At 48.4% G+C, this 13,976-nt stretch carries 10 protein-coding genes; 8 read left to right on the top strand and 2 right to left on the bottom strand.

The annotated features are described in order from the left end of the window. Positions 1-125 precede the first annotated feature (125 nt). Complete coding sequence (gene moaA / locus ACOJTG_RS04650; protein ID WP_420152747.1) at positions 126-1,127, bottom strand: GTP 3',8-cyclase MoaA; 1,002 nt, start codon at positions 1,125-1,127, stop codon at positions 126-128. Positions 1,128-1,187: 60 nt separating this feature from the next. Here moaA and ACOJTG_RS04645 point away from each other — a divergent pair, with 60 nt between their 5' ends. The 4 genes from ACOJTG_RS04645 (at position 1,188) to ACOJTG_RS04630 (ending at position 5,761) form a co-directional block, all read left to right on the top strand. After that, entirely contained in the window at positions 1,188-1,430 is a 243-nt protein-coding gene (locus tag ACOJTG_RS04645; protein ID WP_420152746.1) for a MoaD/ThiS family protein, read from the top strand. A gap of 21 nt (positions 1,431-1,451) precedes the next feature. Next, positions 1,452-1,862, top strand: a complete 411-nt coding sequence (locus tag ACOJTG_RS04640; RefSeq protein ID WP_420152745.1) for a molybdenum cofactor biosynthesis protein MoaE — start codon at positions 1,452-1,454, stop codon at positions 1,860-1,862. Positions 1,863-2,072: 210 nt separating this feature from the next. Continuing rightward, positions 2,073-4,334 carry a TonB-dependent receptor gene (locus ACOJTG_RS04635; protein WP_420152744.1) on the top strand — a complete coding sequence of 754 codons (2,262 nt, stop codon included), beginning with the start codon at positions 2,073-2,075 and terminating at the stop codon, positions 4,332-4,334. A gap of 32 nt (positions 4,335-4,366) precedes the next feature. Beyond that, the gene (locus ACOJTG_RS04630) at positions 4,367-5,761 is read left to right on the top strand and encodes an HmuY family protein (protein WP_420152743.1); all 1,395 of its coding nucleotides are present in this window, start codon (positions 4,367-4,369) and stop codon (positions 5,759-5,761) included. A gap of 67 nt (positions 5,762-5,828) precedes the next feature. Here the strand turns inward: ACOJTG_RS04630 and ACOJTG_RS04625 are convergent, their stop codons facing one another. Beyond that, a complete protein-coding gene (locus tag ACOJTG_RS04625; RefSeq protein ID WP_420152742.1) occupies positions 5,829-6,965 on the bottom strand; it encodes an endonuclease/exonuclease/phosphatase family protein in 1,137 nt (378 codons plus the stop codon). A gap of 282 nt (positions 6,966-7,247) precedes the next feature. On the opposite strand from ACOJTG_RS04625, the gene rimP reads away from it, so the two are divergent. The 4 genes from rimP to ACOJTG_RS04605 all read left to right on the top strand — a co-directional run. After that, positions 7,248-7,709 carry a ribosome maturation factor RimP gene (gene rimP, locus ACOJTG_RS04620; RefSeq protein ID WP_104712827.1) on the top strand — a complete coding sequence of 154 codons (462 nt, stop codon included), beginning with the start codon at positions 7,248-7,250 and terminating at the stop codon, positions 7,707-7,709. A 97-nt stretch (positions 7,710-7,806) separates the two neighbouring features. Continuing rightward, on the top strand, positions 7,807-9,051 hold the full coding sequence (gene nusA, locus ACOJTG_RS04615; RefSeq protein ID WP_420152741.1) for a transcription termination factor NusA: 1,245 nt from the start codon (positions 7,807-7,809) through the stop codon (positions 9,049-9,051). A gap of 164 nt (positions 9,052-9,215) precedes the next feature. Further along, a complete protein-coding gene (infB, locus tag ACOJTG_RS04610; RefSeq protein WP_420152740.1) occupies positions 9,216-12,479 on the top strand; it encodes a translation initiation factor IF-2 in 3,264 nt (1,087 codons plus the stop codon). A 228-nt stretch (positions 12,480-12,707) separates the two neighbouring features. Continuing rightward, positions 12,708-13,976: BatA domain-containing protein (locus ACOJTG_RS04605; protein WP_420152739.1), on the top strand; the 1,269-nt coding region annotated here is incomplete at its 3' end.

Raw genomic sequence — 13,976 nt, 5'->3', positions numbered from 1 at the left:
ACCTTGCGTTATGCCCTGGCTCTGGGTTTTTTCATTGCTACGTTTAAATTATTGTTGACTTAATCGATACTCTTAACAAAAAACGACCCGTAGCATCTACGGGTCGTTTTTGTTGGGAAAATCGTTTATCCACCGATTGTCGTCATGGATTCATGCACCAGCGATTGTCGGTTGTTTTCGGCTTCGTAGCCGTCTTTCGGTCGTTTCTGGAAGACGCGGATGAATTCCTGTTGCAGAGCTTCATCGCTGATGCCGCTGCGGATTAAATCCCGGACGTTTAATACGCCATCGTCGTACAGGCAGGTTTTAAGCGTACCCTGAGCGGTCATCCGAATGCGATTGCACGTGCCGCAGAAGGTCCGCGAGAAGGCGGCAATGATGCCAATATTTCCCAGAAAGCCGGGAATCTGGTAATGATAAGCGGTAGAGTTAAGCGGATCGATTTGCTTTTGAATGTCAGGGAATTCGGTCTGTAAATGCTCCAGAATCCGGCGGTACGTCCAGTGAAGGGTTGGGTAATGCGAACCTTCCCCATTAAAGGGCATCTCTTCAATGAAACGCACGGATACCGGATACTTTTCCGTGAGTCGGGCCAGCGGAATGAGATCTTCAATATTGCGGCCTTCCATCACTACCGCATTCAGCTTCACTTCAAAACCGGCGTCGAGCAGTTCATACAGGCAGGCTTCTACTTTAAGAAATTCATCCCGCCGCGTAATCTCATAAAAACGCTGCCGATCCAGCGAATCCAGACTTAAATTGATCGTTTTGACGCCGATTTTCTTCAAATCGGGGATGTATTTCTGCGTTAAAACGCCGTTCGTCGTAATCGCGATTTCGTCAATGCCCTCAATAGCGGCGAGCTGGTACAGAAAATTAGGGAGTTGATGCCGTACGAAAGGCTCGCCCCCAGTAATCCGCACTTTCCGTACGCCCAGTCCTGCCAACACTGACGTGATGCGAAGCATTTCTTCGTAGGTTAGCAATTGCTTTTTCGGCAGATACGCAATGCCTTCTTCGGGCATGCAGTAAAAGCAGCGAAGGTTACAGCGATCCGTAACGGCCAATCGCAGATACTGGATGGGCCGTCCGTGATTGTCATAGATTTGTGGGCGATCAATTGGCATGATAAACAAATAAACGAAAAATTTGAACACTTGTTCCGCAAGCTTTATCAACTTTGAAGAATGGAATTAACAATTCACTTGTACGGAATCACCCGTGATATCATTGGGCAGTCGCGATACGTCGTGCAATTGCCCCCCGGAGCCCGGGTACAGCAGTTGCTAGAGTCCGTTCGCACGAGCTATCCGGAATTGGCGGGATTGAAATCCTTGCTCGTAGCTGTCAATGAAGAATATGCCGACGCCGAAACACCCTTGAGCGAACGGGATGAAATCGCCCTGATTCCGCCCGTGAGTGGCGGTTAATTTTCAACTAAACTTTTACGTATGATTGCTGTCACGGATCAGCTCATTGATATTGCCGCCTGTATCGACGCGGTACAGGCCGAACGAGCCGGAGCGGTGGACGTTTTTATTGGAACGGTTCGTAACCGTAACCAGTCCAAGGACGTGGTACGGCTGGAATTCGAGACGTTTGACTCGATGGCCGTCAAGAAAATGAAAGAACTGGCGGAAGAGGCCTCGCGTCGCTGGCCCGTCGAAAAAGTGGCGATGGTACACCGCAAGGGCGTCCTGTCCATTGGTGAGGTGGCCGTAGTCATTGCTGTTTCAACGCCGCACCGAAACGATGCCTTTGAAGCCTGCCGCTGGTTGATTGATACCTTAAAACAGGTGGTACCCATCTGGAAGAAAGAAATCTACGAAAACGGCGAGGAATGGCTGGAAGCCCATCCCTAGGCAAGCTTGAAAAGGAGTGAGTAACAGGCGTTCTACGGCCTACATCTTCTGATAGAAAGTTTATGAATTATTGAGACTGCCTGCGGGCGGTCTTTTTTGCTTTAAAGCCCATCAAAATTTTCGGGGAAAGGCTTGCGGGTTCCGAATCATTTTTACCTTTGTGATTAATTAGATTAAATCTAAATAAATATAACGAAACAGAATTACCCCGTGGCTTTCCTACGAACGATCATTACAGTGCTGACTTTTAGCTTGATTACGAGTTTATTATGGGCTCAAACGGGTCAGGTGATGGGCAAAGTGACGGATGAACAGGGAGAAGCCGTAGAAGCCGCTTCGGTAGTGATCAAAGGCACGATCTATGGGGTGTCGTCGGATCAGCAGGGCATCTATCGCTTTAAAGAACTAAAAGCCGGTACGTACCAGATTCGAGTCAGTCGGGTGGGCATGAGCAGTCAGGAACTTGCCCTGAACGTAAAGGAAAATGAAACCACGACCCTGAATATTCAACTTCGGAGTGAAAACAATGATTTTCAGGAAGTAGTCGTTACGGGTCAGTTTGAACCGCAGTCCCTACGACAGTCTGTTTTTCAGGTACGGACGATTGAACTGGAACGCATTCAGGCCCGGGCCGCGACCTCGCTGGTGGGCGTATTGAATACGGAATTAGGTATTCGCTTTTCCAATGACCCCGCTTTGGGGACCTCCGATATTCAACTCATGGGCATGGCGGGCCGCAACGTAAAAATTCTGCTTGATGGGGTACCTATGCTCGACCGCGGTGATACCCGCGAAAGCCTCAATCAGATCGACATTAATACCATTGCCCGTATTGAAATTGTGGAAGGTCCCATGTCCGTTTCTTACGGCTCGGATGCTCTGGCGGGCGTCATCAATATCATTACAAAGAAACCCGGTGCCGAGCGACTTTCCATCATGGCCCGTGTACAGGAAGAAAGCGTGGGGGAGGAGTATGCTCCTTTTACCGGAAAAGGTTCTCACATTGAAAGTGCTAACCTGACCTGGCAGAAAAAAGGCTGGTTTCTATCAGCGGGAGGTACCCGTAATGCCTTTGGCGGCTGGCAGGGGTACTCGGCAACCCGGACGCAAGATTGGCACGGAAAGGCCCAGGGCTTGGGGAATGGCACTGTGGGTTACACGGGGAAAACCTTCAACATTCGGTATCGGCTCGATGGGCTGCACGAAAAAATCAATGCGTTAGGAGCGGTCAATGCCAATACCAATCGGGCTCTGGATCAGAATTTCATTACGCGTCGACTGATGCATCAGGGGCAGGCGGAATGGAAGGCAAATGATCGGTTGAGTCTGAATGCAGTAGCCGCGTATACGGACTATAGTCGTCGCACCCAATCGACGGTTATTGATTTGAATACCGGTCGCCGAACGCTTTCGACGGATCAGGGCCAGCAGGATCTTTCACGTTTTGAAAATGTGATGTTCCGGACGACGGCCCAGTACAAACTTTCATCCGCCGTATCGCTACAACCCGGTTTGGAATTGAACCGCGATCACGCCAGTGGGGCCCGAATTAGTGGAACGCCTTCCATTACGGATGTGGCCCTGTACGTTTCATCCGAAATCCGGCCCGTCTCCGGTCTGGTATTACGACCTGGCTTACGCTTTATTCGAAATTCGGCTTACGATGCTCCGCCCGTTATTCCTTCGCTGAATACCAAGTTTTCACTGACGAAAAAACTCGATCTACGACTCGCGTACGCCCGGGGTTTTCGTTCGCCGGCGTTGCGGGAACTATACTTCAGTTTCTTCGATGCGAGTCACTCCATTGCGGGCAATCCCAATCTGAAAGCCGAGTACTCCAACAGTTTCAATGGGTCCTTGGCCTGGCTGGCCTTGCAGGATAAAACCGTATATCTGAGTTCAACGCTTACGGGCTTTTACAACGATTTTCATGATCTGATCGGGTACGGAAACGACCCAACGGACCCCAAAATCATGCGTACCGTCAACATTGATCGCTTCAAAACGACGGGTCTGACGCTCAATAATGTGCTGCAATGGAAGGACCTTAAAACCAATTTTGGGTATTCCTACATTGGACGCTTTAATCAATTGTCAAGCTCTCGGGATTTGCCGGAATTTGTCTGGTCTTCGGAAATCAATGCCAATGTCATCTATACCGTCAAGCCATCGCGTACGCAGATCAACCTCTTCTATAAATACGCCGGCAAACGCACTTCGTATCAAACGACGGCTGATTTACAGACGCAGCTCTCCGAAACGGCGGCCTACCACTGGCTTGATTTGTCGTTGTCTCAACCCGTATTCAAAGTCCTAACCTTACAGGGCGGCGTAAAAAATCTGCTGAACGTAACTCGGTTGAATAATACGGCTACCGAGAGCGGCAGTGCCCATAGTACCAATGGCCCGATTCCGATGAGTTACGGACGTTCGTATTTCCTGGGTTTAACCTTCAACTGGAGTCAACACTAATTCTTTTCCCAATAACCCAATCAAGCAAATCCATGAGTACGCAAAAACTACGCTCTATTTTTCTGCTGTTAAGCCTGACGGCCCTGGTGCCGGCCTGTAAAGACGATGATCCGCCGCTACCCGATAACACGGTACAATTTGAAGCCAGTGAAGTCGGATTTACGGCGGATCAGACTGATTTAGAGGTGAAAGTAAATCTGGACCGTACGGTGGCAGCGGCGACCAATGTTACCGTCGAACTGACCCCCACGGGCATTGCCTATGGTACACACTTTACGACGACCCCCGCCGCCACCAATAATACACTTACCCTGACCGTTCCGGCTAATACCAAGGCTACTTCATTCAAAGTAACCAAGGTAGCCAACCTCGTACTCAATGGTTCGGAAACGATTGACTTCACGATAAAATCCGTCGGTACGGGGCTCGTCATCGGACAAACGGCCAAGGAAAAACTGAAGTTCTCTTCCATCATTTCCAGCGGTTCTGCCCTGAAACTCAATGGTGGGGCTGGCGGATCGAGTGCTTTGAACTCGGTATTCGTGGATTTCAGCAGCAACAGCCAAACGGCCATTGCCCGGAACAGCTGGGAGTTAGGCTTTTTTGGAGGAAGTGACTTCCGCGTAATCATCAATGCAACGACGGGAGCGGCCGTAAAAGCCCTTACGAAAACGGATCTGGCTCAGGTGACGGCAGCGGATACGGTAGCTCTGGCAAACACGCTGATTTTGGGTCAGGGTCAGGGAACGTTCGATATTATTGATAATGTCGATGGTGATTTGTCCAAGACGGCCATTAAGGAAATCTCAGCAACGGACGCCAACAACCCCGTATACATCCTGAACCCGGGAGCATCGGGTACGGGCCAGAAACCCTGGTATAAAATCCGGATTTTACGCAAGGGAACGGGCTACACTGTACAGTATGCCCGCATTACTGAAACCACGTTTAAAACGCTGGACGTAACCAAAGATGGAAACGTCAATTTTAGCTACGTTTCGCTACCGCAGGGTAAAGTTGTAGCAGGAGAACCCGCGAAAGCCAGTTGGGATATCGTTTGGGGATTGACGACGTATAAAGCCACCGAAACGATTCCGTATCCATACGCTGACTTTGTACAAATCAACAGCTTAGCGGGGGTACAGGCCGCTGAAATCCTGACCAGCACCGGTAGCTATGACGCCTACGCCGAAAGCAATGTAGCAGCTACGCCTTTTAAAAGCGATCGTAATCTGATTGGAGGTAACTGGCGTACCTCGGCTGGACCGAATGGAACGCCGGCTGGTGTGAAAACGGATCGTTTCTACGTTATTAAAGATGCTGCTGGAAATGTGTACAAGCTCAAGTTTATCAACTATACGTCAACGGACGGTGGTGAACGGGGCTATCCAAATATTGAGTACAAGTTAGTGAAGAAGGGAAGCTAATACGATTCTATCCAATGGAAAGGCCCGGCTGAGGAATCAGCCGGGCCTTTCCATTAGTGCGAATATGCTAATACTCGTAAAGTACCTGTACCGGAAAGTGATCCGATCCTTTGACTTCGCGATGCACCTGATGACGGAGTACTTTAAAATGATTACTGTGAAACTGATTATCGATGCGAATCAACCAGGGGCTGCGATTGAGCGTAAAACCAAACCCATTTCCGGCTTCTTCAAAGCTGTTTTTAAGGTACTGACGGGTTTTTCCGTAAGCGATACCCGTGGGTACCTCATTGTAATCGCCGCAAAGAATAACGGGATACGGACTATTCTTTACTTCTTTGAGTACCTCATCAATTTCCTCGTTGTGAGCGATAAAACCCGCTTTCAATTGGTGAAGAATACTTCGCGTTTCGGCTTTAGCCGATTTCGAATTAGGTGCTTTGACGACCTTCCCAACCCGTACTCCCATCGAATACAGGTGGAGGCTAATAACCCGGAGCGTATCATTCCCTTTTTTGATATCCGCTCGCACGTAACCGTTATGGCCACCCGCATTTTCAAAAACCCGGGAGTCTTGATCAATAATAGGATACTTAGAAAAAAGCACAGGACCTAAATAACCTGTCTCGCCCGTGCGGGCTTCCCCTTCGTACCAGCTTAGATTTTTTAATACGGCTTTGTAGGTAAAGCCGGCCTTTTGCAAAAGAGCCGTCGATTTGAAATCGCTTGGGTAACTAGCATTTTCCTGATTATAATATTCCTGCATACAAAGCACATCCGAGTCACTATGCTGAAGCCAGTTTAACATGGTGCGTGCAGGCCTGGTATCTTTGGTAGTCCAATAGGTAGAAACCGTAAAAAACGTCGTATTAAACGTCGTGACCGACAGCGTTTTATGATTTTTCGACGAGGCAGTGGGTTGAGCTGAGAAGCCAATGGTTCGCTGCCAGAAAGGCCAGCCAAGGATCAGTACGAAAAGAGGGAACCAGGCTCGACTTACCTTTTTGAAAAACCAGAAAAGCGTTAACAAAGCAACCAGAACCATCACTTCAGGCATGCCAATGAGCCAGAATCCGGTAAGCCAGTGCGTCCACCACAGGGTATAGCCAAAGAGATAACCGATTAGTAAAAAGGCACACAAGGCGTAGGTACCCAGAGCCAGTAATTTGGTAAAAAATCCTTCAGTGGGGTGTTGGGAAGCCATTTGTTACTAGATAGGTATGGGGTTGATTCCGTAAAAAACGCAAAATTGTTTCATTTCCCCCAAGCAAGCGATCTTATTACGGAAATACTCAAGCCTGGACACACAGGAATATTGTTTATTACGGAAAAAAAGCTTTATTTTGCATCGGATTTTAACGGAATGAAGAGGGGCAGCAAACTCCTCTTCTTTGTTTATAGACCGTAAGGGAAAATCCTATAAAGCAGTAGTCGTTGATTAGTAAGGATTTATCGTTAATTTTCAACGCAACTCTTGAAGAGTCCTATGAATTTGAAGGCAAAAATAACAGAGCTGGCTACGGCCTTGCTGCCCGATGAAAGTTATTTTCTGGTAGATATACAGGTAAGTGAATCCCGTATTAAATCGAAAGTGACTATTTTACTGGACAGCGATGCTGGAATTAGTATTGACGAATGTGCCGCGTTAAGTCGGGAATTGGGCCGGCAATTAGAGGAACTGAATTTGTTTGAAAACGCTTATACATTAGAAGTATCCTCTCCTGGTGTCGATTTTCCACTTACGCAAACCCGTCAATACCAACGCAACGCCGGTCGTAAGCTACGAGTTCAGTTCTTGGATGGTGGAGAGAAAATGGGCACGCTTAATGCGGTAACCGATTCCACCATCACCCTGACTACGGATGGAACCAAAAAGGAACCTTCGGTAGACCTCGTAATACCTTATTCCGAAATTAAGAAGGCACAAGTGCTGGTTTCATTTAAATGATCGCGTAACCGGGCGTTTTTAGCTGACGAGGCAAAGCCTAACTCCGCAAGTAGCCGGATGCAGTGGGCTGGAAAACAACAAAACCAATGACGAACCGATGAACAGTGCAGAACTGATTGCTTCCTTCGCCGATTTTGCGAGAGAGAAGAACATTGACCGTCCGACGATGATCAAAATTCTGGAAGATGTCTTCCGGACCATGATTCGTAAGAAATACGGTACTGACGAGAACTTTGACGTAATTATCAACCCCGATAATGGGGATCTGGAAATGTTCCGGACCCGTGAAATCGTGGATGATGATTCAGAAGATATTTGGGATTACGATAAAATTCCGCTGGCCGACGCTAAGAAGATCGAAAAGGATTTTGAGGTAGGCGAAGAAGTAGTGGAAGAAGTAAAACTGGAAGATTTTGGTCGTCGGGTCGTACAAACGGCTCGCCAAACCCTGATTCAGAAAGTAAAGGATATGGAGAAGGAATTGCTCTATTATCGTTACAAAGATCAGGTAGGAGAGTTGCTGACGGTAGAAGTGTATCAGGTACTAGGACGGGAGATTATCTGTCTGGATGCTCAGGGAAATGAATTAAGTTTGCCCCGTGATCAGCAGATTCCCCGGGATCGCTTTAAAAAAGGCGACTCCACCAAGGCCGTGATTCACAAAGTAGAAATGAACAACGGTACTCCGAAAATCACGCTTTCCCGGACGTCCCCAGTATTCCTGGAACGTTTGTTTGAGCAGGAAATTCCTGAAGTAACCGATGGATTGATTATGGTACGCCGTGTGGTACGTGAACCAGGCGAGCGGGCGAAGGTAGCCGTAGAATCTTACGATGACCGGATTGATCCCGTAGGTGCTTGCGTAGGGATGAAAGGTAGTCGGATTCATACGATTGTACGGGAAATGAACAATGAAAAGATTGACGTGATTAACTTTACGGATAATATCGAGTTGTTGATTGCCCGGGCATTAAGTCCAGCTAAAATTAGCCGCATGAGTATCCATAAGGATGACAAGCGGGTATCGGCTTGGCTTAAGCCCGATCAGATTTCACTGGCTATCGGAAAAGGTGGTCAGAATATTAAGCTGGCAGGAAAATTAGTAGGTATGGAAATCGACGTCTTCCGCGAAACCGAAGGGCCCGTGGACGACGATGACGTAGAACTGAACGAGTTTTCCGACGAAATTGAACAGTGGGTCATTGATGAATTCCACCGCGTAGGTCTCGATACGGCCAAGAGTGTCATTGCCATGGGCAAAGAAGACTTGGTACGCCGGACGGAGTTGGAGGAAGAAACCATCGATGAAGTACTGGACATTCTGCGACAGGAATTCGATTAATGCGAACGGAGGTTTAACGGTTACGAGCTATGGGATATATAGTGCGTAACCATCTGAACAAGACCCGTTACGCACTATACCGTATTCAAACACCCTAAACTCTTACTTATAAACCACTCGTTTTGACGAATTCAGACAGTAACATGGCAGAAGAGATCCAAACAATGCGTTTAAATGTGGCGGCACGAAAGATCAACGTGGGCATGGGAACCATTGTGGATCGACTATCGGCCAAAGGATTTAAAATTGACAACAACCCCAATACCAAACTGACCGGAGAACAACTCCAGGTATTGGCAAAAGAATTTAGTGCTCCTGACTTGCTGAAAGAAGGACCTAAGCCTGCTGAACCCGCCGCGACGGCTCGTCCTAAGGCTGATGATGATTTGCCCCTGTATTTCCGTCAGAAGTCGGAAGAAGCGGCCGCTACTCCTGTAGCTGAAGAAACGAAGCCTCAGGAGCCAGCCAAAGAAGAGCCTCGGCTACAAGGATTAAAGGTACTGGGTAAAATTGACCTGAGCACGGGTAAACCCGTTGTTCCGGCAGCTTCGCCCGTGGCCCCTGCGACACCCGCTGTACCTCCTGCACCGAAGGTGGAAACACCCGCGGCAGAAACGGCACCCGCTGTAAAACCCGAGGAACCCAAACCGCAACCCGTAGCTGAAAAGCCAGTTGTACCTGCACCTGCTCCCGAGCCTGTGGTTGAAAAACCCATCGTGGCAGAGCCCGTTAAATCGGAGCCTAAAGTAGAACCAAAGGTGGAAACGCCGGCTCCACAGCCTGTCGTAACCCCTCAACCCGTCGCTGAGACGAAGCCTGAACCTACTGTTGTAGCAACGCCCCCGGTGGCTACGGTGGTAGAGCCTGCCTCTGCTCCTAAGCAGGAGCCTGAAAAGAAAGCTCAAACGCCCGAGCGAACGAATAATTCGGCCGGAACACCACCCCAGAACCCTCGGGCAGGTGGACAAAACGAGCGTAAAGATTTTCAGAAGCAAAGGCCAGAAACCAAACAAGAACCAAAGCCAGAGCCAAAACCGGAAGTGAAGACAGAAACACCTCCCGCCACACCGCCCGAATTGATTGAAGCAAAAGCCGATCGATTGAAAGGGTTGACCGTGCTGGGTAAAATTGAATTACCGACGAAACAAGATAATCGCGGCAATAATAACCGTGGCGGTAATTCGAACAACGAGAAAAAGAAACGCAAGCGTATTAAGCCCGTAGAGCAGGACCGTAATCAGGCTCGTTCTAATGCTAACAACGCGAACAATAACGAACCTAATAACCGCCAGAATAATAACCAAAATCGTCAGGGTGGCAATCAGGGGAATCAGAATTCCAATAACCAGGATCGGAATCAGGGACAGGATCGCAACAACAATAACAACAATGGTGCGAACAACAACCAGTCTCAGAATAACAACCAGGGCGGAGGTAATAACAACAATAACAATCGCAACAACAACAATAACCGGAATAATAACAACCGGGGTGGTAACCGTCGCGATGAACCTTCGAAAACGGAAGTACGTGATAATGTAAAGAACACGATGGCCCAGATGGGCGGTGGTGGAGCCAAAAAGCAAAACTTTGGTGCAGACCGTCGTCGGGAACGTCGCCAGGATCGGGCCCGTCGCCGGGAGGAAGCCGAACAGCACGAACTCGAACAAGAAAAAATCCTCAAGGTAACCGAGTTCGTATCGGCCAGTGATCTTGCTTCGTTAATGGATGTTTCCATCAACGACATTATCCAGACCTGTATGAACATGGGTATGTTCGTATCCATCAACCAACGTCTGGATGCGGAAGCTATCGCAATCATTGCGGATGAATTTGGATTTGATGTTCAGTTCATCTCAGCCGAAGAAGAGGTTGAATCAGCTCTGATTGAAGAGGAAGATACTCCGGAAAGCTTAGTACCCCGTGCTCCAGTAGTTACGATCATGGGTCACGTTGACCACGGTAAAACCTCCTTACTGGATTACATCCGTAAAACGAAAGTTGCTTCGGGTGAAGCCGGTGGTATTACCCAGCACATTGGTTCGTATAAAGTAAAAACAAACGACGGTCGCGAAATCGCATTCTTGGATACCCCAGGTCACGAAGCCTTTACGGCCATGCGTGCTCGGGGAGCTAAATTGACGGACGTTGCCATTATCGTGATTGCAGCGGACGATAGCGTGATGCCCCAAACCCGGGAAGCCATCAACCACGCCCAGAATGCGGGTGTTCCGATGGTATTCGCTTTCTCGAAAGTAGATAAGCCCGGTGCGAATACGGAGAAAATCCGTGAAGGTCTGTCGCAAATGAATATCCTGGTTGAAGAGTGGGGTGGGCGTTTCCAGACTCAGGAAATCTCTTCGAAAAGCGGTTTAGGTATTGACGAACTGCTGGAAAAAGTATTGCTCGAAGCCGAGTTACTTGATCTGAAAGCCAATCCTAACAAACGTGGTGTAGGTACAGTGGTGGAAGCTTCTCTGGATAAAGGTCGCGGTTATGTCGCAAACATTCTGGTACAAAATGGTACGATGAGTGTGGGTGATGTAATGCTGGCTGGACCGTTCTTCGGTAAAGTGAAGGCCATGTTCGACGACAAAGGCCAACGCGTCAAATCCGTAGGCCCTTCTACACCTGTGCAGGTCTTAGGTTTGAGCGGTGCTCCCACGGCTGGGGATAAAGTGAATATGATGGAAACGGAGCGTGACGCCCGTGAAATTGCGAACAAACGGGAGCAATTACTGCGTGAACAGTCACTCCGTACTCGTAAACACATTACACTGGAAGAAATTGGTCGCCGGAAAGCGATTGGAAACTTCAAAGAGCTTAACGTCATCGTTAAAGGGGACGTGGATGGTTCTGTGGAAGCACTTTCCGATTCGCTGCTTAAACTCTCGACGGCTGAAGTTAATGTTAACATCATCCATAAGGGCGTAGGTCAGGTAACTGAATCTGACGTGATGTTAGCCTCTGCTGGGGATGCCGTAGTCGTAGCCTTCCAGGTTCGTCCTTCGCTCAACGCTCGTCGTTTAGCCGATCAGGAACAAATCGAAATTCGGAATTACTCCATCATCTACCAGGCAATCGAGGACATCAAGAAAGCCATGGAAGGTCTGCTGGAACCCGAATTCCAGGAAGTGGTTACGGCCAACATTGACATTCGCGAAGTATTCCGGATTTCCAAAATTGGTACCGTTGCGGGTTGCTATGTAACCGAAGGTACGGTGAAACGGAACAACAAAATCCGCGTAATCCGCGACTTCATCGTGATCCACGAAGGAGAGATTCAGGCCCTGAAACGTTTCAAAGACGACGTATCCGAAGTGAAATTTGGTTACGAATGTGGTCTGAGCATCAAAAACTTCAACGACCTGGAAGTAGGCGATACCATCGAATGCTTCGAAATGCAGGAAGTAAAACGGAAGTTATAAGCAATAGTTGAGGGTTGTAAGTGGTCAGAGGATTCGTCAAAAATCTTCGGTCAACGAAAACAAACAACTGAAAACTAGTAACAAAATAAAAGCCTTCATCCAACTTGGGTGAAGGCTTTTTCGTTTATACGCTATATTTTTAGTTATTTCAGGAATCCGACTCTGGGGACCTAACATTTCACGGAAGCATCCTGCCCGATCACCTTCCATAGCTGACACGTCGTATTTATGCAGTTTTTGTATCCTGCTTTTCTTTGGGGACTCTTGGCCGCCGCTATTCCGGTACTGATTCACCTATTTAATTTCCGGCGAGTCAAGCGAGTTTACTTTACCAACGTCAGCTTCCTCAAACAGATTAATACGACTACCAGTAGCTTTCGACGCCTGAAGCATTGGCTGATTATGGCGGCTCGTATATTGGCATTAGTTTGTTTGGCTCTGGCCTTTGCCCAACCCTTTATTCCTGCCAGCCAAACGACGGGCGTGAGCCGGGATGGCGTTACCAGCATTTACCTGGATAACTCGCTGTCGATGCAGAACTTAGTGGATAACCGCCGTTTGCTCGACGTCGCCGCTACCAAAGTAGAAGAGTTACTGGGAAATTTTCCGAATGCTCCCACCTTACAACTGATCACCAATACATTTGGGGCGGAAGAACATGCCTTGCAGGGAAGTCAGAAGTTACGGGATCGGCTGGCTTCCGTTGATTTTGCTCCGGCGGGTCGCTCGCTTGAAAGCGTGTACCGACGGCAACAGCAACTGGCCTCCGCCCATAGTACGGGTAAAAATCAACTATTTTGGTTTTCAGACTTTCAGAAATCAACGGCGGGGGATTTACAGAAACTAGTACCCGATTCCAGTACCCAGCTTTTTCTGGTACCCGTGCAGGGAACCGCTACCCAAAACGTCTTTGTAGATACGCTGTGGCTGAATACGCCTTTTATTCGCGAAATGCAGTCCAACGTAGTAACCGTACGCCTTCGTAATTCAGGTACGAAGCCCGTTGAAAACCTGGGCGTTAAACTCTTGCTCGATGAAACGCAGGTGGCTACGCAAATCGTCTCTATTCCGGCTGAAAACTACGTCCAAACTACGTTCAATTTTACCGTGCGGGGGAAGGGTTTCAAACGGGGCCGGATTACCTTTGAAGATTCTCCGGTACTGTTTGACAACGATTACTATTTCGTGCTTAATGCGGCTCCCCGCATCAATGTGGTTCAGGTATATGGGCAGAAATCAGGCAATTTTATTGAGAATGTTTTTGCGAATGATAGCCTCTTCCGGCAACAGAATTTTTCAGTAAGTAATGTCGACGTTGGGAAATTTCAGGCGGCTAATGTCATCGTACTCGAAGGAGTGGATCGGGTGGAAGGAAGCTTACTGTCCGAGTTGCAACGATTTGTACAGGGGGGCGGAAGTTTGGTGATCATCCCACCCGCTCGGGTCAGTAATAGTTCCTGGCTGAATGGGTTGGGTATCCAGAATGTAGCTTCAATC

It is taken from the genome of Siphonobacter sp. (assembly GCF_048595215.1).
Lineage (GTDB): Bacteria > Bacteroidota > Bacteroidia > Cytophagales > Spirosomataceae > Siphonobacter.
Note: the sequence above shows the minus strand (reverse complement) of the source record. Positions and strands in the feature narration are given on the sequence as shown.

What these genes read in the sequence shown, in the direction of transcription:
- moaA (WP_420152747.1), bottom strand. Translation starts at nt 1,127, where the DNA reads ATGCCAATTGATCGCCCACAAATCTATGACAATCACGGACGGCCCATC.
- ACOJTG_RS04645 (WP_420152746.1), top strand. Translation starts at nt 1,188, where the DNA reads ATGGAATTAACAATTCACTTGTACGGAATCACCCGTGATATCATTGGG.
- ACOJTG_RS04640 (WP_420152745.1), top strand. Translation starts at nt 1,452, where the DNA reads ATGATTGCTGTCACGGATCAGCTCATTGATATTGCCGCCTGTATCGAC.
- nusA (WP_420152741.1), top strand. Translation starts at nt 7,807, where the DNA reads ATGAACAGTGCAGAACTGATTGCTTCCTTCGCCGATTTTGCGAGAGAG.
- rimP (WP_104712827.1), top strand. Translation starts at nt 7,248, where the DNA reads ATGAATTTGAAGGCAAAAATAACAGAGCTGGCTACGGCCTTGCTGCCC.
- ACOJTG_RS04630 (WP_420152743.1), top strand. Translation starts at nt 4,367, where the DNA reads ATGAGTACGCAAAAACTACGCTCTATTTTTCTGCTGTTAAGCCTGACG.
- infB (WP_420152740.1), top strand. Translation starts at nt 9,216, where the DNA reads ATGCGTTTAAATGTGGCGGCACGAAAGATCAACGTGGGCATGGGAACC.
- ACOJTG_RS04625 (WP_420152742.1), bottom strand. Translation starts at nt 6,965, where the DNA reads ATGGCTTCCCAACACCCCACTGAAGGATTTTTTACCAAATTACTGGCT.